Annotated in this window: 22 protein-coding genes and 1 pseudogene; 21 read left to right on the forward strand and 2 right to left on the reverse strand. The window is 50.7% G+C overall.

The window, feature by feature from the left end:
- The first annotated feature begins 5 nt into the window (after positions 1–5).
- The 20 genes and pseudogenes from infB (at position 6) to C2M17_RS12465 (ending at position 23,901) form a co-directional block, all read left to right on the forward strand.
- A complete protein-coding gene (infB, locus tag C2M17_RS12370) occupies positions 6–2,684 on the forward strand; it encodes a translation initiation factor IF-2 (protein WP_105201060.1) in 2,679 nt (892 codons plus the stop codon).
- A gap of 109 nt (positions 2,685–2,793) precedes the next feature.
- Positions 2,794–3,183 (forward strand): 30S ribosome-binding factor RbfA, encoded by a 390-nt coding sequence (gene rbfA, locus C2M17_RS12375; RefSeq protein WP_105201061.1) that lies wholly within the window; start codon positions 2,794–2,796, stop codon positions 3,181–3,183.
- Between the two features lie 5 nt (positions 3,184–3,188).
- Positions 3,189–4,130 (forward strand): tRNA pseudouridine(55) synthase TruB, encoded by a 942-nt coding sequence (gene truB, locus C2M17_RS12380; protein ID WP_105201062.1) that lies wholly within the window; start codon positions 3,189–3,191, stop codon positions 4,128–4,130.
- 97 nt (positions 4,131–4,227) lie between these two features.
- Entirely contained in the window at positions 4,228–4,497 is a 270-nt protein-coding gene (rpsO, locus tag C2M17_RS12385; protein WP_105201063.1) for a 30S ribosomal protein S15, read from the forward strand.
- Positions 4,498–4,758: 261 nt separating this feature from the next.
- Positions 4,759–6,888, forward strand: coding sequence for a polyribonucleotide nucleotidyltransferase (gene pnp / locus C2M17_RS12390; RefSeq protein ID WP_105201064.1), 2,130 nt, complete (start codon positions 4,759–4,761; stop codon positions 6,886–6,888).
- Between the two features lie 86 nt (positions 6,889–6,974).
- Complete coding sequence (gene nlpI, locus C2M17_RS12395) at positions 6,975–7,853, forward strand: lipoprotein NlpI (RefSeq protein ID WP_105201065.1); 879 nt, start codon at positions 6,975–6,977, stop codon at positions 7,851–7,853.
- A 37-nt stretch (positions 7,854–7,890) separates the two neighbouring features.
- Complete coding sequence (locus C2M17_RS12400) at positions 7,891–9,030, forward strand: hypothetical protein (protein WP_158684019.1); 1,140 nt, start codon at positions 7,891–7,893, stop codon at positions 9,028–9,030.
- Positions 9,031–9,307: 277 nt separating this feature from the next.
- Positions 9,308–12,100, forward strand: a complete 2,793-nt coding sequence (locus C2M17_RS12405) for a monovalent cation/H+ antiporter subunit A (protein ID WP_105201067.1) — start codon at positions 9,308–9,310, stop codon at positions 12,098–12,100.
- On the forward strand, positions 12,100–12,450 hold the full coding sequence (locus C2M17_RS12410; RefSeq protein WP_105201068.1) for a Na+/H+ antiporter subunit C: 351 nt from the start codon (positions 12,100–12,102) through the stop codon (positions 12,448–12,450). The genes C2M17_RS12405 and C2M17_RS12410 overlap by 1 nt, the downstream gene beginning before the upstream one ends.
- A pseudogene (locus C2M17_RS12415) lies at positions 12,451–13,973 on the forward strand (monovalent cation/H+ antiporter subunit D).
- A gap of 1 nt (position 13,974) precedes the next feature.
- The gene (locus tag C2M17_RS12420; protein ID WP_105201069.1) at positions 13,975–14,511 is read left to right on the forward strand and encodes a Na+/H+ antiporter subunit E; all 537 of its coding nucleotides are present in this window, start codon (positions 13,975–13,977) and stop codon (positions 14,509–14,511) included.
- Complete coding sequence (locus C2M17_RS12425; RefSeq protein WP_105201070.1) at positions 14,505–14,774, forward strand: K+/H+ antiporter subunit F; 270 nt, start codon at positions 14,505–14,507, stop codon at positions 14,772–14,774. Before C2M17_RS12420 ends, C2M17_RS12425 begins: the two co-directional genes overlap by 7 nt.
- 8 nt (positions 14,775–14,782) lie before the next feature.
- Positions 14,783–15,112 carry a Na+/H+ antiporter subunit G gene (locus tag C2M17_RS12430; protein ID WP_105201071.1) on the forward strand — a complete coding sequence of 110 codons (330 nt, stop codon included), beginning with the start codon at positions 14,783–14,785 and terminating at the stop codon, positions 15,110–15,112.
- A gap of 441 nt (positions 15,113–15,553) precedes the next feature.
- Entirely contained in the window at positions 15,554–16,813 is a 1,260-nt protein-coding gene (locus C2M17_RS12435; protein ID WP_105201072.1) for an efflux RND transporter periplasmic adaptor subunit, read from the forward strand.
- A 29-nt stretch (positions 16,814–16,842) separates the two neighbouring features.
- Positions 16,843–17,589 (forward strand): ABC transporter ATP-binding protein, encoded by a 747-nt coding sequence (locus tag C2M17_RS12440; RefSeq protein ID WP_105201073.1) that lies wholly within the window; start codon positions 16,843–16,845, stop codon positions 17,587–17,589.
- Position 17,590: 1 nt separating this feature from the next.
- A complete protein-coding gene (locus tag C2M17_RS12445) occupies positions 17,591–18,904 on the forward strand; it encodes an ABC transporter permease (protein WP_105201074.1) in 1,314 nt (437 codons plus the stop codon).
- A gap of 9 nt (positions 18,905–18,913) precedes the next feature.
- On the forward strand, positions 18,914–20,119 hold the full coding sequence (locus C2M17_RS12450) for an ABC transporter permease (protein ID WP_105201075.1): 1,206 nt from the start codon (positions 18,914–18,916) through the stop codon (positions 20,117–20,119).
- Positions 20,120–20,433: 314 nt separating this feature from the next.
- Positions 20,434–21,759 (forward strand): sigma-54-dependent transcriptional regulator, encoded by a 1,326-nt coding sequence (locus C2M17_RS12455; RefSeq protein ID WP_105201076.1) that lies wholly within the window; start codon positions 20,434–20,436, stop codon positions 21,757–21,759.
- Positions 21,759–23,075, forward strand: coding sequence for a sensor histidine kinase (locus C2M17_RS12460; RefSeq protein ID WP_233997988.1), 1,317 nt, complete (start codon positions 21,759–21,761; stop codon positions 23,073–23,075). The genes C2M17_RS12455 and C2M17_RS12460 overlap by 1 nt, the downstream gene beginning before the upstream one ends.
- A 103-nt stretch (positions 23,076–23,178) precedes the next feature.
- On the forward strand, positions 23,179–23,901 hold the full coding sequence (locus C2M17_RS12465) for an SIR2 family NAD-dependent protein deacylase (protein ID WP_105201077.1): 723 nt from the start codon (positions 23,179–23,181) through the stop codon (positions 23,899–23,901).
- Between the two features lie 76 nt (positions 23,902–23,977).
- Here the strand turns inward: C2M17_RS12465 and C2M17_RS12470 are convergent, their stop codons facing one another.
- Positions 23,978–24,403, reverse strand: a complete 426-nt coding sequence (locus C2M17_RS12470; RefSeq protein ID WP_105201078.1) for a hypothetical protein — start codon at positions 24,401–24,403, stop codon at positions 23,978–23,980.
- A gap of 250 nt (positions 24,404–24,653) precedes the next feature.
- Between C2M17_RS12470 and C2M17_RS12475 the strand changes: the two genes are divergently transcribed.
- The gene (locus C2M17_RS12475; protein ID WP_442792605.1) at positions 24,654–25,589 is read left to right on the forward strand and encodes a general glycosylation pathway protein; all 936 of its coding nucleotides are present in this window, start codon (positions 24,654–24,656) and stop codon (positions 25,587–25,589) included.
- Positions 25,590–25,702: 113 nt separating this feature from the next.
- Here the strand turns inward: C2M17_RS12475 and rnk are convergent, their stop codons facing one another.
- Positions 25,703–26,116 carry a nucleoside diphosphate kinase regulator gene (rnk, locus tag C2M17_RS12480; protein WP_105201080.1) on the reverse strand — a complete coding sequence of 138 codons (414 nt, stop codon included), beginning with the start codon at positions 26,114–26,116 and terminating at the stop codon, positions 25,703–25,705.
- Positions 26,117–26,163: the final 47 nt, after the last annotated feature.

Below are 26,163 nucleotides of genomic sequence, written 5' to 3' on the forward strand. Positions count from 1 at the left end.
AGAATATGGCAGAAGTAAGTGTAACAAAACTGGCCGAGGACATTGGTACAACTGTTGATAAATTGCTACAGCAATTGGACAGCGCGGGCATTAAAAAGCAAGCGGGTGACCAGGTAAACGAGTCGGAAAAAGAGCAACTGCTTGATCACTTGTCTAAGCAGCACGGTGGCGCTGGTGCCTCAGGCCCAGAGCGTATGACTTTGCAACGCAAGAAGAAAAGCACCCTAAGCGTAACCGGTTCAACCGGTAAGGCCAAGGCTGTGCAGGTCGAAGTGCGTAAAAAGCGTACCTATGTGAAGAAAAGTGCCCTAGAAGAGCAGCAAGAACAAGCGCGTCTGGAAGCACAAGAGCAGGAGCGTCTTGAAGCCGAAGCACAGGCTAAATTAGAAGCGGAGCGTAAGGCTAAAGAAGAAGCCGAGCGTAAAGCGAACGAAGAGGCAGAGCGCAAGGCCAAAGAAGAAGCCGAACGTAAAGCCAAAGAAGAAGCGAAGCGTAAAGCCGAAGCACAGCGCAAAGAAAGTAAAGGTTCTGCAAAGGATGAGGCGCAAACTCAGAAAGAACGTGATGAAGCAGAGCGCTTACAGAAAGAAGCAGAAGAGGCAGCATTGAAGAAAGCCGAAGAAGAAGCACAACGTCAAGCAGAAGAAGCTCGTCGCCTAGCCGAAGAAAACGAAGCGCGTTGGAAGAAAGAGGAAGAGGAACGTAAACGTCGTGAAGAAACGGCGGATCACCACCTAACTACTTCTACCTATGCACGTGAAGCGGAAGACGAGTCAGATGCACGCGAAGAGAAAAGCGCGCGTCGTAAAAAGAAAAAGCCTAAGGGCAAAGAAACTGCCGAAGCACCACTAAAAATGGGCAAGGGTAAAAAAGGTAAGCTTAAAGCGCCTACTTCTTTACAGCATGGTTTCCAAAAACCAGTTGCCGATAAGAAGCAAGAAGTACGTATCGGTGAAACTATCACGGTTGCCGAGCTTGCTTCACGTATGGCGGTAAAGGGTGCCGAAGTCGTTAAGACCATGATGAAAATGGGCGACATGGTAACCATTAACCAGGTTATCGACCAGGAAACTGCACAGCTAGTTGCAGAAGAAATGGGTCACAAAGTGGTTGTTGTTCGTGAAAACGAACTGGAAGAGAAAGTACTAAGCGACCGCAGCGAAGGCGGTAAAGCTGAATCTCGTGCACCGGTAGTAACCGTAATGGGTCACGTTGACCACGGTAAAACATCGACTCTGGACTACATCCGTAAAGCTAAAGTTGCTTCGGGCGAGGCCGGTGGTATTACCCAGCACATTGGTGCATACCATGTTGATACTGACAACGGCATGATCACCTTCCTTGATACTCCGGGACACGCGGCATTTACCTCAATGCGTGCTCGTGGTGCGAAAGCGACGGATATCGTAATCCTGGTTGTTGCTGCGGACGATGGCGTAATGCCACAGACCAAAGAAGCGGTACAGCACGCTAAAGCGGCTGAAGTACCTCTGATTGTTGCCGTGAACAAGATGGATAAAGAAGGCGCCGATCCAGATCGCGTTAAGAACGAACTAGCTCAGCTAGACGTTATCCCAGAAGACTGGGGCGGTGAGACGCAATTCGTACACATCTCGGCTAAAACCGGCCAGGGCGTCGACGAGCTACTTGAAGCCGTACTAATGCAATCGGAAATCCTTGAGCTAACCGCTGTTTCTGAAGGCATGGCCTCAGGTGTGGTAATCGAATCTCGCCTTGATAAAGGCCGTGGTCCGGTAGCTACTGTACTGGTACAAGAAGGTACGCTAAAGCAAGGTGATATCGTTCTTTGTGGTCTTGAGTATGGCCGTGTTCGTGCAATGCGCGATGAAAACGGTGAAGAAATCAAAGAAGCAGGCCCTTCAATCCCGGTAGAGATCTTAGGTCTTTCTGGTGTACCTGCAGCTGGTGACGAAGCAACGGTTGTTCGCGATGAGCGTAAGGCCCGTGAAGTTGCTCTATACCGTCAAGGTAAGTTCCGTGAAGTGAAGCTGGCGCGTCAGCAAAAAGCTAAGCTTGAGAACATGTTCACCAACATGACCGAAGGCGATATCTCAGAAGTGAATATCGTACTTAAAGCGGACGTACAAGGTTCTGTTGAAGCCATCTCTGATTCACTTGTGAAGCTTTCTACTGACGAAGTGAAAGTGAAGATCGTAGGTAGTGGTGTAGGTGGTATCACCGAAACTGACGCATCACTTGCGGCTGCTTCTAACGCCATCATGGTTGGTTTCAACGTTCGTGCCGACGCTTCAGCGCGTAAGGTTATCGAAGCTGAAAACCTAGACCTGCGTTACTACAGCGTAATCTACGACCTGATCGAAGAAGTGAAGCAGGCCATGACTGGTATGCTTGCTCCTGAGTTCAAACAAGAGATCATCGGTCTTGCCGAAGTACGTGACGTGTTTAAGTCACCTAAGATCGGTGCGGTTGCAGGCTGTATGGTTACCGAAGGTGTGGTCAAGCGTTCTAACCCAATCCGTGTACTTCGTGAAAACGTGGTTATCTACGAAGGTGAACTTGAATCACTACGTCGCTTTAAAGACGACGTACAAGAAGTTCGCAACGGTATGGAATGTGGTATCGGCGTTAAGAACTATAATGACGTTAAGGTCGGTGACCAAATCGAGGTATTTGAAATCGTTGAAGTACAACGTTCTCTATAACCTTGATCATTAAGTAAATTTGATGGGGGCCCTTGTGCCCCCATTTGTGATTGTGTAATACCTGCCGTGCTCTGTGCGCGTGCCGGTATCCTAAATATAAGTGGTGAAAATGAGAGAATTTTCTCGCACAGAGCGCGTAGCGCAACAGATACAAAAAGAAATTGCGGTGATCATCCAACGGGAAATTAAAGACCCGCGTTTAGGCATGGTGACCGTGTCTGCGGTTGAAGTATCGCGCGATTTGTCTTACGCGAAAATTTTTGTGACCGTGTTCAATCAAGAAGACGAAAGCAAAACCAAGCAAAGCATGCGTATTCTGAATGATGCCAGTGGCTACATTCGTTCGCTGCTGGGCAAGCGTATTCGTGCCCGCATCGTCCCTGAGCTACGTTTTGTTATCGATACTTCATTACTTGAAGGTATGCGTATTTCTAACCTGGTTGAGTCGGTGATGCGCGAAGATAAGCAAAAGCGCGGTAGCAGCGACGAGGAAGAATAAGCAGCATGGCCAGACGTACAAAAGGCCGTCCGGTCGATGGCGTATTGTTACTGCATAAGCCCCAGGGCATTTCCAGTAACCGCGCACTACAGCAGGCGAAAGGCATTTACTTTGCGCAGAAGGCGGGGCACACAGGCGCCCTTGATCCCTTAGCCACAGGCATGTTGCCTATTTGTTTTGGCGAAGCGACCAAGTTCAGTCAGTTCCTGCTCGATACCGACAAAACCTACGTGGTGCGCGCCAAGTTGGGTGAGCGTACAACCACCTCGGATGCCGATGGTGAGGTTGTCGAAACCCGTGCTGTGAATGTTACCAAGGCGCAAATCGAGCAGCATGTTGCTGGTTTTATCGGTGAGTCAGATCAGTATCCGTCTATGTATTCGGCGCTCAAGTATCAAGGTCAGCCTTTATACAAGTATGCCCGCGAAGGCATAGAAGTGCCGCGTAAGTGTCGCCGTATTAACGTTTACAGCCTGACCCTGGATGAGTTTGATGAGCAGGCCAATGAAATTCAGATGACCGCCCATGTGTCCAAAGGCACCTATATTCGCACCATAGTGGACGATTTAGGTGAGTTATTGGGCTGTGGCGCGCATGTGATCATGCTGCACCGCTCCAAGGTAGGTCATTACCCTGCCGAGAAAATGGTGACTCTGGACGAACTTCAAGCCCTGCTTGATGAAGCTAAAAGCCAGGATAAGGCACCGAGCGAAGTATTAGATACGCTGTTACTGCCAATGGACACGGCGGTGCAAGATTTGCCCAGCGTTGAGATTGACGAGCAGCAGGCCATTGCCTTTGCCCATGGTCAAACCGTGGTCATCGGCGAGGTACCAGAAGAGGTATGCGCCGTACGTTGTGGCGAGCGTTTCCTTGGTGTGGGTGAGCGCAATCAGCACGGTCATCTCAAAGCCAAGCGTGCCGTGGCCATCACAAATAACTTGTAGTTATTGGCCAGCTTGATAAAATAGCGCGCTCAATTGGTGGGGCTGGATTAGTGATCGGCTCTTACCGTATATAAACACTCACTTTTTGGAGTAAATTATGTCACTAAGCAACCAAGAAAAAGCAGATATCATTGCTAAATTTGCACGCGCTGAAGGCGACACTGGTTCACCTGAAGTACAAGTTGCACTTCTAACTGCAGATATCAACAAGCTTCAAGGTCACTTTGCAAGCCACAAGCAAGACAACCACTCACGTCGTGGTCTTCTTCGCAAAGTAAGCCAGCGCCGTAACCTGCTTAACTACCTTAAAGGTAAGAGCATCGAGCGTTACACTGCGCTAATTAAAGAACTTGGCCTACGTCGCTAATTCTTTGATACCAGTTTGAAAAAAGGGGCCTAATCGCCCCTTTTTTTGTGCGTCTTTGACGAGTATACTTAGCGCTGTCTAAGTTTCGCAATACAGCAAACTAGATGGCACCATATTGCCAATTGTAGTAAATAAAGGCATTCACACGAGTGTGGTTATTTACTGTAATTGGTGAGGTGCTTAAGAAAACCCTCTTAACCTGATTTAAGGGCTGGTAATTCGGCTTTTGAGTAGGTTATATGCAACTTAAGGAATGATTAAGTGCAAGCAATTATTAAAGAATTTCAGTACGGACAACACACTGTAACTCTAGAAACCGGCGCTATTGCCCGTCAGGCAGACGGTGCGGTACTAGCAAGCATCGGCGATACTTCGGTACTTGTAACCGTAGTAGGTCGTCGTGAAGCAAACCCAGGTCAGGATTTCTTCCCTCTAACCGTTAACTACCAAGAAAAAATGTATGCGGCTGGCCGTATCCCAGGTGGTTTCTTAAAGCGTGAAGGTCGTCCTAACGACGGCGAAACGCTTATCGCGCGTCTAATCGACCGTCCAATTCGTCCACTTTTCCCTAAAGGCTTCGTAAACGAAGTTCAGGTAATCGCGACAGTAGTTTCAGTAAACCCTGAAATCCAGCCTGATATCGTTGCCCTAATTGGTACTTCTGCGGCCCTAGCGCTTTCTGGTATTCCATTTAACGGTCCTATCGGTGCATCACGCGTAGGTTACATCGATGGTCAGTACGTATTGAACCCATCACTAACCGAGCTTAAAACAAGCAAGCTAGACCTAGTTGTTGCTGGTACAGATAACGCCGTACTTATGGTTGAATCAGAAGCTGAAACGCTTCCTGAAGACGTAATGCTTGGCGCCGTTGTTTACGGTCATGAGCAATCACAAGCCATCATCAATGCTATCAACGAGTTCAAAGCCGAAGCGGGTAAAGCAGCTTGGGATTGGACTGCGCCAGCAAAAGATGAAACCCTAGCGGGTAAGGTTGCTGCTATCGCCGAAGAGAAAATCGGTGAAGCGTACCGCATTACCGACAAGGTAGCGCGTAAAGACGCTCTTAGCGCAGCGAAAGCAGAAGTGATCGAAAAACTAAGCGCTGAGCTTGGCGAAGACGAAAGCCTGGACGAGCAAGAAGTATCAGGCGAGTTCGGTTCACTTGAGAAGAAAATCGTTCGTGGTCGCATCATCGCTGGTGAACAGCGTATCGATGGTCGTTCACCTGAAATGGTTCGTGCCCTTGACGTGAAAACTGGCGTACTAGCCCGTACTCACGGTAGTGCTATCTTCACCCGTGGTGAAACTCAGGCGCTAGTAACGGCAACACTAGGTACAGAGCGTGATTCTCAGATGATCGACGACCTAACAGGTACTTCTACTAACCGTTTCATGTTGCACTACAACTTCCCTCCGTTCTGTGTGGGTGAAACTGGCTTTGTTGGTTCGCCTAAGCGTCGTGAAATCGGTCACGGTAACCTGGCTAAGCGCGGTATTGCTGCGGTACTTCCTACACTTGAAGAGTTCCCGTACTCAATCCGTGTGGTATCTGAAATTACTGAGTCTAACGGTTCTTCATCAATGGCGTCTGTATGTGGTACATCACTTGCGCTAATGAACGCCGGTGTTCCTACTAAGGCATCTGTTGCTGGTATCGCCATGGGTCTAGTGAAAGAAGGCGATAACTTCGTTGTTCTTTCTGACATCTTGGGTGACGAAGATCACCTGGGCGATATGGACTTTAAAGTAGCCGGTACCGCTGCAGGTGTTACCGCACTACAAATGGATATCAAGATCGAAGGTATCACTAAAGAAATCATGCAGATCGCTCTTAACCAAGCACAAGCAGCTCGTCTACACATCCTAAGTGTGATGGATGAAGCCATCTCTGCGCCTGCGGCTGAGCTTTCTGATTACGCGCCGCGTATCTATGTAGTGAACATCCCACCTAAGAAGATTGCTGACGTTATCGGTAAAGGTGGCGCTACTATCCGTGCGCTTACCGAAGAAACCGGTACTACCATTGAAATTGAAGACGACGGTACAGTTAAGATTGCAGCCACTGACGGTGAGAGCGCGCGCGCTGCCATCGCTCGCGTTGAGCAACTAACAGCTGAGCTGGAAGTAGGTACCATCTACGAAGGTAAAGTAGTACGTATCGTTGATTTCGGTGCTTTCGTTAACGTTCTACCTGGTAAAGACGGCCTGGTACACATCTCACAGATCAGTGATGAGCGTGTAAACAATGTTGCCGACCACCTAAGCCTAGGTCAGGAAGTTAAGGTTAAGGTACTAGAAGTTGATCGCCAGGGCCGTGTACGCCTAAGCATCAAAGAGGCGCAAGACCAGAGCGCGCCAGCAGCGGAAGCGGCAAAAGACGCCGAATAAGCGATAAAAGCATAGTAAAAGGGGCTGTTTAGGCCCCTTTTTTATGGTTTAATGAAAATCCATGCACGGATTATAGGTATAGGACTTTGAGAAAAACATTATCGCTTACGGTAGCCGGCGTTATCACGCTACTCTTAACCGGTTGCCAATCCGTACCAGATAGTCCCCAATATGTTGTTACCGTACCTTTTGCCGCACCTCTGCCGAGCGATTACCGCAGCGAAGTGGCGGTAGCCCGTTATAGCGAGCTGATAGAGCAGGCCGATCTGCCCAGTGATCAGCAAGCATTACTTTATTATGATCGCGGTAAGCTATTCGACAGCCTGGGGTTAAGCACCCTGGCGCGCATCGATTTTAGCCGTGCGGTTAACCTTAAGCCGGACCTGGCCGAGGTGTATAACTTTCTTGGTATTCATCACACCCTGATGCAGCAATACGGCAAGGCTTATGAAATGTTCGATTCAGTGCTGGAGCTTAACAACGAGCATGAATACGCCTATCTCAACCGTGGCATTGCCTTGTATTACGGAGAACGCCCGGGATTAGCCAGCGATGATTTGCAGGCCTTTTTGCGCTTTGCCCCAGATGACCCGTATCGGGTGCTTTGGGTTTATTTGGCGGAGCGTGACGAAGACCCACTTAAAGCCAAAGCCAACTTAAGAGATATGGCACAAGCTTTGGACCCGCAAAACTGGGCCTATCAACTGGTGGCCTTTTATCTAGGTAAAATCACCGAAAAGGCACTGTTAGGAACCTTGGCAGAGGGTGTGGAATCACATCAGGAATATGCCGAGCGCTTGTGTGAAGCCTATTTTTATATCGCTAAAAGCCATCAGGCCAAGGGCGAAAATACCCTGGCCAGCGACTACTTTAAACTGGCGCTTTCGACCAATGTATACGAGTTTGTCGAATATAAATATGCACGCCTTGAGCTGGACATAATGGCAGGCGAGGGTGCGCACTAGCCTATTTTTTATCTTGCTGCTAAGCCTGTGTGGGAGTATGAGTCAAAGCCCCGCACTGGTGCAGTATCAGGCGCAAAATAATGCCGCCGCCGCCACCTTTTGGTTTTATCACAGCCCAACACAACTAAGCTATCGGCATTATAGCGAAGCCGTATTGCGCCGCCTAGCTACAGACGGCGCACCTCAGGCCCAGCTATTACTGGCCCAACACCTGCTGAAAAAAAATGACTTTGATGGTGCCCGTTTATACTGGCAGCAGGCCTTAGCTGCTAAAGGCGAGCAGCGCCCAGCGGCGCAACTTTGGCAACAACTGGCCGAGACGCTGGCGCAGCAAGGGCATTGGCAGGTGCTGGCCGAGATAGGCCGCGTTTATCCTTTACCCGATGAGCTTGAATATCGGCGGCGCTTTCACCTGGGCTTAAAGGTGGACGTCGAGGGCCATGATGTCGCAAAAAGTTTGGGCTTTGGCACAAATTTGCGGCAAATCCAGGCGCAATCCTGTCGCTATAATCTGCTGTTGCTCGGCGACAGCCTGGCGGCCATGGATAAGCTGCAGCAGTTGCGCCGCAGATATCAGGCCAAGCCTGAACCTGGTACCGGATTGTTATGCCTGTCCGAGCCTCACTATTTGGGTGATACCCTAAACTGCCAAGGCACAAGTGACAGTTTTAGTCGCTGTGACTGGCAGCCTTTGGCGCAAACGCCGGAGCAAGTGCCAGCGGGTTTTGATTTTATCGTGATGATGACAGACGGCGGGCTGGCCAATGTTCAAGGCGGTATTATGCAGTTGGGAGTGAATGCACCCTATCATGTGTTTATCCATGAGCTCTTGCACTTTAGCGGCTTTACCGATGAGTATCCGGCACCTAAGGAGCAGCAGGGGGCCTGTGAGCAACAAGGGCAGCTTTATGCCAATCTTGTGGTTGGCGACAGAGCGCCGCCAGGCTGGGCGCCTAGTGCCTATTGTGACAATGGCCGTGGCTATAAACCCAGCGTTGGGCAAAGCCTGATGGAGCAATCGGAAGTTGGGGTGACGCCCCTATACAGAAACTTGTGGTTGGCCGCGCTGGCAAGGCCGAAACAGCATATTCGTTTTGCCGATTTATTCTACCGCTTAAGTGGCGAAACCCAGTGGCGTGAATATCGTCGTGCCCTGAATAATAAAAATGACGCTTAACCATGGCACATTGGCCAGGTCACATAAGGCAGAGGTCCGGATTTTTGTTAGCTAGGTTAGTAGGGTGTTAACCGCCGCCTAAGATTTAGCCGAATAGGAAGGGCGAGTCTAGACAAAGGCAGGGCTGCCCAGTATAACTGATTAATTATCAATATTTATTTGGCGCTGAACTAATCTTAGTATTGACGCTTTCGGTGTCCCAAGCGCCCGCCCTTGTGGGGTCAAAAATAACAGTTTTACCAAGGTTTTTGGTAACAAAAGTAAAGGTTTTTAAACTATGACATTGCTGTGGATACCCTTGTTATCCTTGTTAGGCAGTTTACTTGCGAGCTTTACCGGCAAACTATCGCGCAATCAAAGCGCCGCCGTGACCGCAATTATGCCTTTAATCTGCCTGGTGCTGGTGCTCAGCATGGCACCGCAGGTATTGGCCGGCGAAACACTCTACGCCAGCCTACCTTGGATACCTGAATTAGGGGTGAATTTATCCTTTCGCTTAGACGGTTTAAGCCTGTTGTTTTGTATCCTGATCTTGGGAATTGGCCTGCTGATCATTCTTTATGCGCGCTATTATTTGAGCGCCAACGACTCCATGCCCAAGCTTTACGCTTATTTAATGCTGTTTATGACCGCCATGCTCGGCATAGTGACGGCAAACAACATTATTCAAATGTGGTTCTTTTGGGAGCTCACCAGTGTTAGCTCTTTCTTACTGATCAGCTATTGGTGGTATAACCCCGAGGCGCGTAAGGGCGCACGTATGGCGCTGGCCATTACCGGTGCCGGTGGTCTGGCTTTGCTGGCAGGCCTTGTGCTGTTGGGGCAACTGGTGGGCAGCTATGAGCTGGATGTGATCTTGCAAAGCGGCGAGCTGGTAAAAAGCTCTAAGTGGTATCCGCTTATTTTGGTACTGATTTTACTGGGCGCTTTTACCAAGTCGGCGCAGTTTCCGTTTCATTTCTGGCTGCCTCATGCCATGTCGGCACCGACCCCGGTCAGTGCTTATCTGCATTCGGCGACCATGGTTAAAGCCGGCATCTTCCTGCTGGCACGTTTCTATCCTGCCTTAGCGGGCACCGAGCTGTGGTTCATTATCGTTGGTGTCACCGGCTTAACCACCTTGTTGGTGGGCGCTTACATTGCCTTGTTTAAGCACGACCTAAAGGGCTTGTTGGCCTATTCAACCATCAGTCACTTAGGTTTGATCACCTTGCTATTGGGTTTGGATACTCAGTTGGCAACCGTGGCGGCGATTTTCCATATTATCAACCATGCCACTTTTAAGGCCTCCTTGTTTATGGCCACGGGTATTATCGACCATGAAACCGGCACCCGGGATATGCGCAAGCTCAACGGTATGTGGCGCTATATGCCTTATACGGCGACCTTGGCCATGGTGGCGGCGGCATCCATGGCCGGGGTACCGCTACTGAACGGCTTCTTATCGAAAGAAATGTTTTTTGCCGAGACCCTGCACCAGCAGATGCTTGGCTCCATGTCCTGGTTAATTCCAGTGCTGGCGACCGTGGCCGGTGCGTTGTCGGTGGCCTATTCGGCACGTTTTATCCATGATGTATTCTTCAATGGTGAACCAAAGGATCTGCCCAAGCAGCCTCATGAGGCGCCGCGCTATATGCGTGTGCCCATCGAAATTTTGGTGGCCCTGTGTGTCTTGGTTGGTTTATTCCCGGCATTTGTGGTGGATCCGCTACTAACCGCGGCCTCTCATGCTGTGCTTGGTGCCGAGACACCTGATTATCATCTGGCCATCTGGCACGGCTTTAACCTGCCGCTATTGATGAGTGGGGTGGCGGTGGCCGGCGGTCTGTTTATTTATTCACAGCGTAAATACCTGTTCCAGTTCCAGGCCTCTTTACCAAATGTGAGCGCCAAAAAAGCCTTCGATGCCAGCATTCACAAGGTGGTGGTGTGGTCACGGGAGCAAATCCTGCGCATAGAAAATGGCTCCTTGCAGCGTTATATCTTTATTCTTTTGCTCTCTACCTTGGTAGTGGCGGGCTTGCCCCTGTTTGAAATGCATACCCTGGCCGGGGCAACCGGGCTGAGTGAGATTGATGCCCATAATGCCATTGGTGCGGCGCTGCTGATGATAGGCACTCTGGCTACCTTGGTGTGGCATCGCTCGCGGATGATAGCCCTGATCCTGGTTTCCGTGGTGGGCTTGATGACCTCAGTGGTCTTTACCCGTTTCTCGGCGCCGGATTTGGCCTTGACCCAGCTTACCGTGGAAGTAGTAACAGTGATGTTACTGATGCTGGCGCTCTTTTTCTTGCCGCAGCGCACCCCTAAGGAGTCGAGCTCACTTCGCATCTTGCGCGATTTAGGCATCAGTAGTGCCATAGGTATTGTCGTTGGCAGTATCTGTTATGCGCTGTTGACGCGTCCGCAGGAGAGTATTTCACAGTTCTTTATCGGCAACGCCAAAACCGGCGGTGGCGGCACAAACGTGGTTAACGTCATCCTGGTGGACTTCCGTGGTTTCGATACCTTGGGTGAAATCACTGTGCTGGGCATAGCGGCATTGGGTATTTACAAGCTGCTGCTGAATCTGCCGTTATTTATGCCATCTTCTGACAGTGAAGGGCGTCCTTGGGCGCGCGAACGTCACCCGCTGCTGCTTGCGAGCATTTCACAAAGTTTGTTGCCGCTGGCGATCATGGTGTCCGTGTATATCTTCCTGCGCGGCCATAACCTGCCTGGCGGTGGCTTTATTGCCGGCCTGGTGACCTCCATTGCCTTTATTTTGCAATACATGGCCAATGGCTCTAATTGGATCCGTGCCCGCATGGATATTAACCACCGCAAGGTGATTGCTTCGGGCTTGGCTATCGCCACCTTGAGCGGCCTGGGTAGCTGGCTGTTTGGCCGTAACTTCTTAACCAGCTGGTTTGATTATTTCGATATCCCCTTGGTGGGCAAAACCGAATTGGCCAGCGCCATGATATTTGATTTAGGTGTGTATTTAACCGTGGTAGGCGCAACATTAATGATCCTTGCCAGTCTTGGTAAATTGACGGCAGAAACCCCGAAAGAAAAGGTTAATCTCTAATGGAACTCTTATATGCAAGTTGTGTGGGTCTGTTAGTGGCCTGTGGCATTTATCTGATTTTGCGCGCCCGTACCTTTCCCGTGGTGTTGGGGTTGACCATGCTCTCTTACGCGGTCAATTTATTCCTGTTTTCATCGGGTCGGTTGAAAATCAACCAGGCGCCTGTGCTTGGGCAGTCGGCCAGTTATGCCGATCCATTGCCGCAGGCTCTGGTATTAACCGCCATAGTGATCGGTTTTGCAATGACTGCCTTTGTGGTGATCCTTGCCATTCGTGGTCGTGCCGACCTGGGTAATGACCATGTTGATGGTCAGCCGCGCGCTACCCGTGCCACTAAGGGGTCGAAATAAATGCAGCATTTGATCACCTTACCCGTATTATTGCCGCTGTTGGCGGGTATCATTCTGTTGCTGCCGCCATGCGGTAAAAGCCTGGTATTAAGACGTTGGGTGGCCTCTTTTATGGCCTTGGCGACCCTGGTCGCATCCGGTTTCTTGTTAAGCACCATCTTAAGCGGCGGCCCTGTGGTTTACGCTATCGGCGAATGGCAGCCGCCCTTTGGTATCGTCTTATATGCAGACCCTCTGGCTGTGGCTCTGTGTATTTTGACCAGCTTTTTGTCCCTGGTGACCATAGTGTATGCCAGCCGTGGCGATGACAAAGCGGGAAGCTTTTATCATCCCTTGGCGCATTTCCTGCTGATGGGTGTAAATGGTGCCTTCTTAACTGGTGACCTGTTTAACCTGTTTGTATTTTTTGAGGTGCTGTTGATCGCCTCCTACGCGCTCTTGATGCACAAAAAAGACAAGCACACCACCAAGGCGGCGCTGCATTATGTGATTTTAAACCTGGTCGGCTCGAGTATTTTCCTGATTGCCCTTGGCGTGCTGTATGGCGTGCTGGGCACCTTGAATATGGCCGATATGGCCCTTAAGGTAGCGCTGTTGCAGGGTGATGATATTTATCTTGCGAAAATTGGCGGCCTGTTATTGCTTATCGTCTTTGCCCTTAAGGCGGCCTTGCTGCCCTTGCATTTATGGCTGCCGGCCACCTATGGTCGCGCCATGCCGGTAATTGCCGCACAATTTGCGATCATGACCAAGGTTGGGGTGTACGCCATCATGCGCGTCTTCACCATGATCTTCGGCGAGCAGGCGGGGGAGCTGAGTGGTATCGCCAGCACCTGGTTATGGCCACTGGCCTTGGTGACCTTGGTCGTGGGTGCGGTGGGCGTGCTGGCGGCGGAAGACTTGCGCCGTCTTAGTGCCAACCTGGTGATTGTTTCTGTCGGTACCCTGATAGCCATGGTGGCGCTTAATGAAGAGCAGGCCACGGCGGTGGCCATCTATTATATGATTCATTCGACCATAGCCTGCGCCGCCATGTTCCTGGTTGCCGATATGATAGCCCTGCAGCGGGGCAAGGTGCAGGACCGACTGGTTAATAGCCGCGGTGTGGCTCAGCCCAAATTGTTAGGAATCTGCTTTGTGGTTGCCGCCATCGCCCTGGCCGGTCTACCGCCCTTATCCGGCTTTGTCGCCAAGCTGTGGTTGCTTGATGCTTCTTTTGGCGCCGAGGTGGCCTGGGTATTTTGGCCTATTTATCTGCTTGCCAGTTTAGCACCCTGGTGGCGCTGTCGCGCGCCGGTACCAGTTTGTTCTGGCACGATCATCCCAATCAGGATGAGCAGTTTGAAGATAACGTCTATGCCGGTAAACGTCGCACCTGGGCTCTGGTGCTGATTCTTACGGTGCCGCTAATGATGACTGTGTTTGCCGCACCGCTGAGTGAGATAAGCAATCAAGCCGCGGCCATACTGCATAATTCTCAGGTGGCCATAGACACAGTATTTGCCTTGGCTAAGGAGCAATAAGATGCGCTTACATGCTCGTTATAAGTGGTTGCCAACGCCATTTCGCAGTGTTTTATTATTTATCGTGTGGTTGCTGTTAAACAACAGTGTTTCCGCCGGTCACCTGATCCTTGGAGCCGTACTGGCCATAGCCATTCCCTTGGTGATAGCGCCGTTTCGCACCGCTCAGCCGCTGATTTTACGTCCGGGTTTGGCAACCAAGCAGGTGTTTATCGTACTTTGGGACATCATTACCGCTAATGTCGAAGTGGCCTTTAAGATCTTGGCTCCGACCAAGCGTTTGCGCCCGGGTTTTATCAAGGTGCCCCTGGACTTACAGCATGAGTTGCCCATTACCATCTTGGCCAGCACAGTGTCGCTTACGCCGGGTACCGTTAGTGCCGAGGTGTATCCCATCCCTGAGTCCCTACCCAAGGGCGAGGTGCCGACGCAGCGCTTTTTACTTATTCATGTGCTGGATCTGGATGATGAGCAGGCCCTGATAGATACCATTAAGCGTCGCTACGAAGCGCCCCTTAAGGAGATTTTCCAATGCTAGAAAATGTATTACTGATGGTTTTTGCCATGATCGGCATTTCTTTGATGCTTAATCTGTGGCGCTTGATAGTCGGCCCTTCGGTGCCCGACAGGATTTTGGCCTTGGATACCATGTATATCAACACCATAGCGCTAATTATTCTCTATGGTATCGGCATGCAAACGCAGATTTATTTTGAGGCGGCGTTGCTTATTGCCATGTTGGGTTTTGTCAGCACGGTGGCGGTCTGTAAGTACCTGCTGCGCGGCGATATTATTGAATAGGAGCGGCTATGACTGAATGGCTAATTTCGGCATTATTAATAGCCGGCGGACTTTTTATCTTAATCGGCTCCATTGGTTTGGTGAAAATGCCGGACTTTTTTATGCGCCTGCATGGGCCGACTAAGGCCACCACCTTAGGTATGGCCTTGCTGCTGGTAGCCGCCAACGTGTTCTTCAGCGTAGAAAATGGGGTGATTAATATCAAAGAAATTCTGATCTCCATCTTCTTATTGATCACCGCGCCTATCACCGGCTATATGCTGATCAAATCCGCTATCCATCATGAACTCAAGGCGAAGGATGGCACCAAGGGCATGGATAATATCGAGGACGATTAAACCTTGTAGGTCGGCCTTTTAGGCCGACAATTAGCAATGCAGGAGCACATTACCTTGTAGGTCGGGATTTTATCCCGACAAAATTCTCAATTAATATCACCCTGTCGGCGCACAGCACCGACCTACAAACTACACAGCATCGACCTGCAGGTCGGCACATACCTTCACTAAAAAAGTGTCCGCTGCGGACACTTTTAATGTCCGCGGACAAACGCCAAACTCCATCAGTTAAAATAAAAATCCAATAAAAACAAGTGGATAAGTTTTTTATCATATTGGCATGCTTCTCGTAACTAATAAACCAATTAGAAAACATACGGATAGCAGCATGTTGATCACTACCTTAGTCTTTTTTACCTCGCCACTGTTGATGCTAGTGGCGGCATTTATTATCGGTTTAGTAAAAACGCCATACCTCACTAACCAAGGTGAGGCGTTACTATGATCCGCGATACTCAGGGACAAGATATTCAACTAGCGGCCACAAAAAGTTACCGCAAATATTGGCTTGGAGCGGCGAGTGTCGCCTTGGTTGCGGCCTTGGCCGCTTACAGCTTGAGCGCCAGCAACGGCGGCACCGAGCTATCACTGAATCGAGACGCGGTGAAAACTGCAGCCGTGGTCCGTGGCGACCTGGTTCGCGATATCGCCACCACAGGGTTTATTGTGGCCGCCAATGCGCCGCAAATCTACAGCCCGTCCAAGGGTTATGTGCAGCTACTTGTCAACCCAGGCGATGAAGTGGCAAAGAACCAAACCATAGCTAAGGTTCACAGCCCGGAACTCACTAACGAACTTAAACAACAAGAATCAGAGCTGCAGCGCCTGAGCGATGAGCTGTCACGCAAGGAATTGCAGATCCGTCGCGACAAGTTGGCGCTGGCTCAAACCTTAGACATGGCCACGGTTACCCTGAATGCCGCCGAGCGTGAGCACCGTCGGGCGCTGTTATCTATTAAGGATAATCTTATCAGCCAAATCGACATGGAGCAGGCTCAGGACGACCTGGCGCGCGCTAAGTTGGCCTACAAACACGCTCAACAAGAAGTCGAAATCGGTAAAGACACCCTGGCATTCGAGCTTAAATCGGCGCAGGGGGATGTGACGCGCCAACAACTGGTGGTGGATGAACTAAACCGCCGCGTTAACGAGTTGCAGATCGTTGCCCCCGTTGCTGGGGTGGTAGGTAACTGGCTGGTGCAGCAACAGGCAGCGGTGTCGCCAAGTGAGGCACTGATGACACTCGTTGATCTGAGTGCCTTTGAAGCCGAGCTGCAGGTGCCGGAAAGCTATGCCAATGAACTGGGACTGGGCCTGGAGGTTGAGCTCAAAATTGCCGACAACCGTGTGGTCGGCACCTTGTCGTCCATCTCGCCGGAAGTGAAAGAACGCCAAGTCAGTGCCCGGGTGCGCTTCGATCAATCGCAGTTTGACAAAATTCGTCAGAATCAACGCTTGTCGGCACGCATCCTATTAGAAAACAGAGAAAACGTATTGATGGTGCGCCGCGGAGCCTTTATGAACGAGGGCGGCTTGATAGCCTATCGCGTCAATGGCGATGTTGCCGAGCGCATTCAAATTCAAACCGGAGCGACCAGCGTAGCCAATGTGGAGCTCACCGCCGGCGTCGCCGAAGGCGATACACTGGTGGTATCAAACTATGACTCATTTAAGCAGGCCGAGCGCGTTTTACTGCGCTAACTCCAGCTCAACATCAGAGGAAGAATACAATGATTAAAATGAATAACATCAACAAGGTATACCAAACGGAAATGGTGCAGACCCATGCGCTACGCGACTTTAATCTCGAGGTGGAGCAGGGCGAGTTTATCGCCGTCACCGGCCCGAGCGGCAGCGGTAAAACCACCTTTTTAAACATTGCCGGCATGCTGGAGCCCTTCTCAAGCGGCACTTATGAGCTCGATGGCATCGATGTCGGCAAGCTCAACGACAATCAGCGTGCCGATCTGCGTAACCAAAAAATCGGCTTTATCTTTCAGGGCTTTAACCTTATTCCCGACTTGAATCTGTATGAGAACGTGGAAGTGCCGTTGCGCTATCGTGGCATTAAATCGGCGGAGCGTAGGAAGCGTATTGAACGATGCCTGGAGCTGGTAGGCCTGGGCGCCCGTGCCAAACACCTGCCGCAGCAGCTTTCCGGCGGTCAGCAGCAGCGGGTGGCCATCGCCCGGGCCCTGGCCGGTGAGCCGCGCTTTTTACTTGCCGATGAGCCCACTGGTAACCTGGACAGCTTAATGGCCCGCCAAGTGATGGAAATCCTAGAAGAAATTAACCGCGAAGGCGCTACCATAGTCATGGTGACTCACGATCCTGAGCTTGCTCGTCGCGCACCGCGCAATATTCAGGTGGTTGACGGTCAACTGGCCGACTTCAGTCTGTATCAGGGTGCGCCCAATAAACAACAGACGGCGGGTGACATCGCCGCACGCGCAGCCGCACGCGCAGCGGAGGCCTAATATGCTTTGGTACTACGTAGATTTAAGCTGGCGTTCGTTTAAACGCACGCCCCTGGTCAGCGTCTTGATGGTGATAGCCATTGCCATAGGTATCGGCATTACCATGACCACCTTGTCGGTGTATCACATGATGAGCGCCGACCCCATCCCAAGCAAAAGCGAGCAGCTATTTGCGCTGCAACTGCAAACCATGGACGAAGGCGAGGGTTGGTTTACCAAGGATGATATTCCTTACCAGTTGACCTTTAAAGATGCGCAAAGGCTGATGACGGACGCCAAAGGCGATGCCCAGGCGGCCATGGTGCGCACCGGCTTTGCCGTGCACCTGGGCGACGAGAGCAATGCCCCTAAATTGATGGACGCCAGGGCTACGGGGCGGGACTTCTTTTCCATGTTCAACGCCGAATTTATTCACGGCGGCCCGTGGAGCCAAAGTGATGAGGACAATGCCGTTAACAAGGTGGTGTTAGAGCGCAGCCTCAGCGAAGAGCTTTTTGGTGAGACTAACCCCGTAGGTAAGACGGTGTTTCTCGACAAGTTCTTGTTTGAAGTGGTCGGCGTGATTGAGCCGGTAACCGAGCACACCAAATACTACGATTTGAATAACGGTTCATTTAAACGTCCCGAGCGCGTGTTTTACCCATTCTCACTGGTTAAAGAGCTGGAAATAGGCACCTGGGGTAACAGCAACGGCTGGAAGCGTGAAATGGTAACCACCTTTAAGCAAAGGCTGGACTCTGAGATCGTCTGGATCCAGTACTGGGTGCAGCTCGATAGCCCAGAATCGAAAGCCAATTATGAGCAGTATTTAAAAGGCTATATTCAGGAGCAACAGAAGATAGGTCGCTTTGCCCGCAAAGAGCCGAAATACAGCTTACGTGATGTAAATCAATGGATGGAATACAACGAGGTGGTCAGCGAGGATAACAAGATTTTGGTGTTATTAAGCTTTATGTTCCTGGCCGTGTGCTTGGCCAATATTCTTGGCCTGCTGTTGGCGAAATTTATGCGCCGTGCACCCGAGGTGGGCGTGCGTCGCGCCCTGGGGGCAAGTAAAACTCAGGTGTTTGTACAACACCTTGTTGAAGTTGGCTTATTGGGACTTTTCGGCGGCCTGCTGGGTATTTTACTGGCGCAGCTATGCTTGTGGGGTGTCAGAGAAAGCTACAGCTATTATTCGGCCCTGGCGAAGATGGACTTTTTGATGCTGGCCAGTGCGCCGTTAATTGCCATTGTTGCCTGCATCTTGGCGGGCTTGCTGCCAGCCTGGCAGGTTTGTCGTACCAACCCAGCTTATTACCTGAAAACGCAGTAGGAGAGACCCATGTTAGAATTAAAACCCATGATCAACGCACTGCTGCGCTCAAAAATAGGGGCGGTGCTCTTGCTGATACAAGTGGCAATCACCCTGGCTATCGTCAGCAATGCCGCCTTTATGATCAGCGCTCGCCTGACCTATTTAAACCAGGAAACCGGTTACGACGAAGAAGCAATTTTCAGCCTCAGTGTCAGCACCTTCGACCCAAGTATTAACCTGGTTCAACAATATGCACAGGATGAGCGCGACCTGCGCGCCATTGACGGTGTTATCGATGCAGCCATGACCAACTGGATGCCATTGTCGGGCAGTGGTTCCTCAAGTAGCATGCATTTGGTGCCCAATCCCGAAATTGGCACCGGGGTACGGGCGGCATACTTTACCACCAATGAGCATATGCTCAATACCTTGGGCGCCAAGCTGATCGAAGGACGTAATTTCTACCCGGAAGAAGTAGTGCATGCGGATAACTACGGCAAGTTGCCCAATACCACGATAGTTACCAAGGATTTTGCCGATGAGCTGTACCCCGATGGTTCGGCCCTTGGCAAGGTACTGTATCAGGGTGAAGATGCGGTAGAAATTATCGGTATTATCGACACCATAAAAGGCCCCTGGCTCAATGACAGTCGTCCGGCTAACGTGGTGATCTTCCCGTTCAACCTGTCGCAGCCGCGCACCGGATTTCTAGTACGTACCGAACCGGGCAAGCGCGCAGAAGTGATGGCAAAAGTGGAAGAGCTCTTATTAAAAAGCGAATCGCGCCGTGTTTTTTACGGCATCGAAGGTTTGGACGAAAGCAAGGCATCTTATCTGGCCCGCGATACCCTGGTGATGCGCATGCTGGTGGTCTTGATAGTGGTATTGGTGCTGGTGACTGCTCTGGGTATTTTCGGTCTTACCTTATTCAATATCAGTAAACGCACCAAGCAAATTGGTACGCGCCGCGCGCTCGGGGCTCGCAAGTCGGCCATTGTTCGTTACTTCCTCATTGAGAACTTTTTGGTTGCCGGTTTAGGCCTGGTGATTGGCGCTGCCTTGGCGGTCTTGTTAGGCCAGCAACTGATGAAAGTCTTCTCTTTACCCAGCTTATCCTTTACTTTCGTATTGGCGAGTGCGGTATTTATGCTCATAATGAGCCTAGTGGCAGCATGGGGACCCGCACTGCGCGCTGCCAAAGTGGCACCAAGTATTGCCACGCGCTCAATATAATAACAACAAGACAGCGCGCCCTTGGGCGCGCTCTAGATAAGGGTCTGTTGACCTTTGTTGTTTGTTTCTGCAGCAGTTTGTAGTGTATTTATACAAGGCGGTACATGTGTGGTGTAGTTATTCTACATAAACATGTAACAACACAGTAGAAATGCGCTACAAGCGCTGCCCTACGGGTTCATCTAAACGCATCCTGCTCTGTGTTGCTCGCCATGTACATAGAGTGACTATGCATCATAACGAGCGTCGTGATCAGAATGCGTTTAGATTGAACATAAAGTAAACCGCAAAGATAAACAGACCCTCAGGATAATATGAAAAAGATACTGATAGTTGACGATAACCCGGCGGTGTTAGACGCCTTGTCGCTGCTCCTCGAGCTGCATGACTACCACGCCGTGACCTGTGAAACGCCCGCTGAGGCGTTACATATTGTGCGCTATCAGCGTATCGCGCTGGTGCTTCAGGATATGAATTTCAGCGCCGATACCACCTCGGGTGAGGAAGGCAAAAAGTTATTTTACGACTTGCGCGACATTAACCCGCATCTGCCCATTGTCCTTATCACCGCCTGGACCGAGCTCAGCACCGCGGTGGAGCTGGTTAAGGCCGGAGCCGCCGATTACCTGAGCAAGCCCTGGGATGACCAAAAGCTGCTCACCACCATAGATAATCTGGTGGCGTTGGGCGAGGCGGCCAGTGAAAATGCCACCTTTAAACGCCAGGCACAAGAGCGCACCCAGGTCCAGGAAGGTGCCGATTTGGCCGGCCAGGTCTTTGCCAGCGCCGCCATGCATAGAGTGGTGGACATGGCCTTGCAGGTAGCGCGCTCGGATGTGCCCGTGCTTATCACAGGTGCCAACGGCAGTGGTAAAGAAGGCATCGCCGAGATTGTTCACCGTAATTCCCCCCTTAAAGCCAAGCCCTTTATCAAGGTTAATGCCGGAGCCTTGCCCGCGGATTTGATTGAGGCCGAGCTCTTTGGAGCCGAAGCGGGGGCCTTCACCGGTGCCAAGCAAACCCGAATCGGTCGTTTCGAAGCCGCCGATGGTGGCACCTTGTTTTTGGATGAAATTGGCAACCTGCCGCTCGATGGTCAGGTGAAGCTGTTGCGGGTGCTGCAAACCGGCGAATTTGAACGTGTGGGCTCAACCCAAACCCGCAAGGTGAATGTGCGGGTGATCTCCGCCACTAACGCCGATTTGCTCGGTGATATCCAGCAGGGGCGCTTTCGCGAGGACCTGTATTATCGTCTTAATGTTATCGAACTCAGCATCCCTCCTTTGGCGCAGCGCAAGGACGATATTGCCGCCCTCATTGGGCATTTTTTACCGGGACGGGAATTAAGCCCCCACGCCGAAGCCATGTTGCGCCAGCACTGCTGGCCCGGCAATGTGCGTGAGCTGGAAAATGCCTGTAAGCGCATTGGCGTGCTCAAACCCGAAGGCGAGTTGCAGGCTGAAGACTTTGCCCTGCATCATGTCGGTGAGAATCACCAGGCCAAGCATGAGCCGGAAAAGCACGAAATTGAAGCGGCCATGCGCGCTCACCAGGGGGTCGTCGCTAAGGTCGCTCGGGAGTTTGGTTTATCGCGTCAGGCCCTGTATCGACGCATGCAAAAGTTTGGTATTGATTACTGATGATTATATTTCCCAAAGGGGCGGGTCGGCTTATTTGGCAGCTCAGTCTGTGGATGAGCCTGTTTATCTGCCTGCTTGTCACCATCGGCGTCTTATTTGACGTATTTAACCTTATGCAGGGGCTGGTTCTGGCCCTGGCTTTGGGTGTAGTTCAGGCGCTCTTTGTAACCCTGGTGGTATCGCCCGTTGCCAAAGGCTTGCAGGCGGTTGAGTCGGGGCTGTTAAATTTTAAAGACGGGGATTTCTCCACCACCTTGGCCTATCAGGGCAATAATGAGCTGGGGGATTTATGCGCCCTGTACAATGAAACCGCCAACAAGCTGCATCAAGAGCGCCAGTGGATCTATCAACGAGAGCTGATGCTCGACAAGGTCTTGCATAACTCGCCGCAGGCTTTGCTGTTGGTAAATTCGAAAGGACAAATTGTGTATACCAATCACAGTGCTCGCGGTTTGCTATTTGCCGGTACTAAGGTGGAAGGGGAAACGCTCTCGAATCTTTTTTGTGGCATGCCCAAGGCCATTGCTGAGGCTCTGCAACGCGGCGGTGAGGGCCTGTTTAGCGTAGAGCAGGAGCAGCAACAAAGGCAAACCTGGCATCTGGCCACCGGTGAATTTTTATTAAATAACCAGCCCCATAATCTCTTTATTCTTAAACCCATGACTCGGGAAATATCCCGTCAGGAGGTGCAGGTATGGAAGAAGGTGATACGTATTATCAGCCATGAGCTGAATAACTCCTTGGCGCCGATTTCCTCCATGTTGCACTCCGGGCGCTTAATCGCCCAGCGCAGTGATGATGAGCGTCTTGAGCGGGTGTTTAACACCATAGACGAGCGCATCGCCCGTCTGAGCGAGTTTGTGCAAGGCTATGGCAAGTTTGCAAAATTGCCGCAGCCGCAACTGAGTAAATTTAGATGGGTCGAGTTAATTCAAGGATTATCACAGCAATGGCAGTTTAAGGTGAAGGGAGAATTGGCAGAGTTCGGTTATGGCGACGAGACGCAAATTCAGCAGTTACTGATCAACTTGCTAAAAAATGCCCATGAAGCCGGTGGTGCCGCCGAGGATGTGTGGCTGAGCGTGGAAAGCCATGGACAGCAGTTAATTTGTGTCGGCGATAAGGGCAAGGGCATGACCGAGACAGTGATGGCCAGCGCCCTGGTGCCATTTTATTCCACCAAAAGCAGCGGCAGTGGTCTAGGTCTGGCCTTGTGCCGTGAAATTTGTGAAGCCCATCATGGCGATATCAGTTTGCATAATCAGCCCCAAGGCGGGCTGGTGGTGCGGGTAAATCTGCCCATGGTAAAGGTGTAGGCTTTGCCATGGCCTGGGCCAAATCAGCGTGGCGGGTAATTAAACTTGCTCGCCCACGGCGCTTGGGGCAAGCTAATGGCATGACACCCTATTGTCCACAGCTATGAGCAACACACTTTATATCACCGGGGCCGGCGTCAGTGCCGCCAGCGGTATTCCCACCTTTCGCGGTGAAGACGGTTACTGGCGCATCGGCAGTAAGAATTATACGCCCATGGAAATGGCGACGCGGCACATGTATCAAACGCGCCCGGATGAATTCCTCGCCTGGTATTACCACAGATTTGCCAGTTATCGTGATCATGGTCCGAACGAGGTGCATCACTGGCTGGCGGATAAGAATCTAATCACCCAAAATATCGATGGCCTCGATGGCAAGGCCGGCAACCAGGACTACATCGCCATTCATGGTCGCCTGGATTTGATGACCGAATTTCATGAACAGGGTGAGCCAGTCGAAAAGCATATTACCCCTTGGGAGCAGGTGGATGAGTCGCGCCTTAGCCAGTCGTTGTTAGAGATATTTGCCATTCCCGAGCAGGGGCCCATGCTTTATCGCTCATTTAAGCCCTTTGTGTTGCTGTTTGATGAGTTTTATACCGACCTGTATGGCATAGATGAGGCGCAGCGGCGCATGCTGGCGGCGGATCGTATAGTATTTATGGGCACCTCTTTTAGTGTCAATATTACCCAGATGGCACTGGAGGTGGCGCGCAGTTTAACAATTCCCATTGAGGTGGTTGACCCAGAACCCGCGCATATTATCCATCCTGACGTCACTTATCATAAAATGACGGCGCTGGAATATATTCAAAAGCAGGGCTAGGGCGAGCCCAAGTTTTGCGCAAATAAAAACCCGACTTTCGTCGGGTTTGGTAACATCACAATTGAGTCGTTAACGCTTATTGATTCGCTTCAAGCTCTTCACGTGTTTCGCGGATTTTCTCAATCAGCGCATCAATCTGGTTTTTGGTTTCATCCGATAGCTCGCCGGCACCTTCTTTTGACTCATCCCAGGCTTTTTGTGCTAACTCTTTTGAGTCGGCCATTAGCTGGCTGAACTGAGTTTTGCCTTCATCGCTGGCAGCTGAAGCAAGAGCCTTGGTTTCAGCCATCAATTCATCAACTTTTTCAGAGAAGGACTCTTCTTGCAAGTTGTTGGCGGCTTCTTTTACTTCATCAACGGCGCTGTCCCAGGCGGCTACCACTTCCTCTTTGGCCTCTGCGGCACTTTCTTTAGCTTTTTCGCTGCTGGTTTTAGCATCTTCACAGGCACTCAGTACTAAGGCGCTGGCGATTAAGGTGATTACGGCAACTAGCTGTTTCATTTACATTTCCCTTTATTGTTTAAGTAATGGGTTCATTATAGAACAAGAACTTAAATAGAGAATGAATGTTTTTTACAGCTCGCACCGAAGCAGGGCACGGACTTAGTGATTTCGCCCCGTTTTAGTACATCCATAATCCAAATAAACAGGGTTTTAATACGTAATTATATGATATGCCGGCTTAATTTAATGTGGCATCAAACCTGCGTGCAGAAATTGTAAGCAATTGCAGCGAGGATTGAGTATGGCGATGAGTTACTTAAGCGCGATCGAGCGATATCGAGAACATTACGCCGATGTGGTGCCCTTATTGGAATCACTAATACATTCGCTGGTTGCCCAGAGCGATTGGCCGGGTAATGTGAATAAAGCGGTGGCACAGGTATGCCGGTGTTATGGTTTTGCCGAGTTGGTGTATGTGCTAAATGCCCAAGGCATGCAGCTCAGTGCTAATATTCAAGCCGATGGCCATATTGCCCCGGGCAGGGGCGTCAATCGTGCCAGCAGGCCTTACTTTATTGCCATTGCGGACAATCAATCCGCCGTAGTGATGACCGAGCCCTATATCTCTTTGGCATCGGGCAATTTGTGTGTCTCTGTATTAACAAGTTGCACCCTGGCAGAGCATAAGCAAGGTTACGCAGTTGTCGATGTTAACCTGGTTAAGCTTATTGAATATATCATGGGGGATCGCTCTCGCGGCCGCTTCAGTGGCGCATTTAAAGTCGGATACAGTGTGATTGTGGTGAGCCTATTTACCCTGGTTTTAGTCTTGGTTTATAACGTTGGCCTAGACATAGTAGATTTACTGGCCAACCTTAATAATGTGAGCGATCCGCTAAGGCCGTTCGGAATTATTATCTTTATCACCTTAGCCCTGTCGATATTTGACCTTGGCAAAACCATTTTAGAAGAAGAAATCTTAATGCATAAGGATATCTTCCGACATAGTTCAACTCGACGCACCATTACCCGGTTTATCTCGACGATATTGATAGCCGTGTCCATCGAGGCATTGCTCACCATGTTTAAAGCCTCGTTAGGGAAAGGCGAATTTACCATTCCCGCGTTATTGATGATGCTCAGTGTTATCGGCTTATTAATCGGCTTGGGGATTTATGTTTACCTCGGTGCCAAGGCCGAATTAATGCTGGTGGAGGCGCAGCAGCGGCGCACAAAAGTGTAGATTGCGCAACCAAAGGCAAGTGGGGCAATGCCCTAGTTAGGGTCCAAATAGTTATGGGGGAAATAGCCAAGCCCGGTATTACCCCTGTTTTTTAAGCCCAAATAGGGCTTACTTTATGAAACGAAGTCGCCAGCGCGCTCGGGCTGATACAGCACCTCGGTAATTTTCACTTTAAGGGTGCCGCCACTGGGCTTAGGCCACTCAATTTCATCGCCCACGGCCAAACCAATTAAGGCACTGCCTGCCGGCGCAAGAATAGATATTTTTTTACCGCTGGTGTCCATATCTTTTGGATACACTAAGGTCAGTTCGAGTTCTTTATCCGTAGATGCAACATAAAACCTAACCGTGGAATTCATGGTAACCACATTGGGTGGCATCTGCTCAGGCGGCAGCGCATTGGCTCGATTTAGTTCTTCCTCCAACAACTCAAGGCCAGAGGCGCTATTGTGAGGCAAGGACTCAATCAAGTCATAAAGGCGATCTAAATCCAAGGTAGAAATAGTAATGTCAGGTTTCTTGTTCATTTTTCTCAGCTAGCAAATAAATGCCCATAGGCATACAGGGTATTTAG

Source organism: Pseudoalteromonas sp. T1lg10 (assembly GCF_002964545.1).
Lineage (GTDB): Bacteria > Pseudomonadota > Gammaproteobacteria > Enterobacterales > Alteromonadaceae > Pseudoalteromonas.

Excerpts from the sequence above, each read along its gene's own strand:
- C2M17_RS12405 (WP_105201067.1), top strand. The coding sequence starts at position 9,308 with ATGACATTGCTGTGGATACCCTTGTTATCCTTGTTAGGCAGTTTACTT.
- C2M17_RS12475 (WP_442792605.1), top strand. The coding sequence starts at position 24,654 with ATGAGTTACTTAAGCGCGATCGAGCGATATCGAGAACATTACGCCGAT.
- infB (WP_105201060.1), top strand. The coding sequence starts at position 6 with ATGGCAGAAGTAAGTGTAACAAAACTGGCCGAGGACATTGGTACAACT.
- C2M17_RS12400 (WP_158684019.1), top strand. The coding sequence starts at position 7,891 with ATGAGTCAAAGCCCCGCACTGGTGCAGTATCAGGCGCAAAATAATGCC.
- C2M17_RS12425 (WP_105201070.1), top strand. The coding sequence starts at position 14,505 with ATGCTAGAAAATGTATTACTGATGGTTTTTGCCATGATCGGCATTTCT.
- C2M17_RS12455 (WP_105201076.1), top strand. The coding sequence starts at position 20,434 with ATGAAAAAGATACTGATAGTTGACGATAACCCGGCGGTGTTAGACGCC.
- C2M17_RS12450 (WP_105201075.1), top strand. The coding sequence starts at position 18,914 with ATGTTAGAATTAAAACCCATGATCAACGCACTGCTGCGCTCAAAAATA.
- truB (WP_105201062.1), top strand. The coding sequence starts at position 3,189 with ATGGCCAGACGTACAAAAGGCCGTCCGGTCGATGGCGTATTGTTACTG.
- C2M17_RS12465 (WP_105201077.1), top strand. The coding sequence starts at position 23,179 with ATGAGCAACACACTTTATATCACCGGGGCCGGCGTCAGTGCCGCCAGC.
- rnk (WP_105201080.1), bottom strand. The coding sequence starts at position 26,116 with ATGAACAAGAAACCTGACATTACTATTTCTACCTTGGATTTAGATCGC.
- rpsO (WP_105201063.1), top strand. The coding sequence starts at position 4,228 with ATGTCACTAAGCAACCAAGAAAAAGCAGATATCATTGCTAAATTTGCA.
- C2M17_RS12440 (WP_105201073.1), top strand. The coding sequence starts at position 16,843 with ATGATTAAAATGAATAACATCAACAAGGTATACCAAACGGAAATGGTG.
- C2M17_RS12445 (WP_105201074.1), top strand. The coding sequence starts at position 17,591 with ATGCTTTGGTACTACGTAGATTTAAGCTGGCGTTCGTTTAAACGCACG.
- C2M17_RS12470 (WP_105201078.1), bottom strand. The coding sequence starts at position 24,403 with ATGAAACAGCTAGTTGCCGTAATCACCTTAATCGCCAGCGCCTTAGTA.
- C2M17_RS12430 (WP_105201071.1), top strand. The coding sequence starts at position 14,783 with ATGACTGAATGGCTAATTTCGGCATTATTAATAGCCGGCGGACTTTTT.
- C2M17_RS12435 (WP_105201072.1), top strand. The coding sequence starts at position 15,554 with ATGATCCGCGATACTCAGGGACAAGATATTCAACTAGCGGCCACAAAA.
- rbfA (WP_105201061.1), top strand. The coding sequence starts at position 2,794 with ATGAGAGAATTTTCTCGCACAGAGCGCGTAGCGCAACAGATACAAAAA.
- C2M17_RS12460 (WP_233997988.1), top strand. The coding sequence starts at position 21,759 with ATGATTATATTTCCCAAAGGGGCGGGTCGGCTTATTTGGCAGCTCAGT.
- C2M17_RS12410 (WP_105201068.1), top strand. The coding sequence starts at position 12,100 with ATGGAACTCTTATATGCAAGTTGTGTGGGTCTGTTAGTGGCCTGTGGC.
- C2M17_RS12420 (WP_105201069.1), top strand. The coding sequence starts at position 13,975 with ATGCGCTTACATGCTCGTTATAAGTGGTTGCCAACGCCATTTCGCAGT.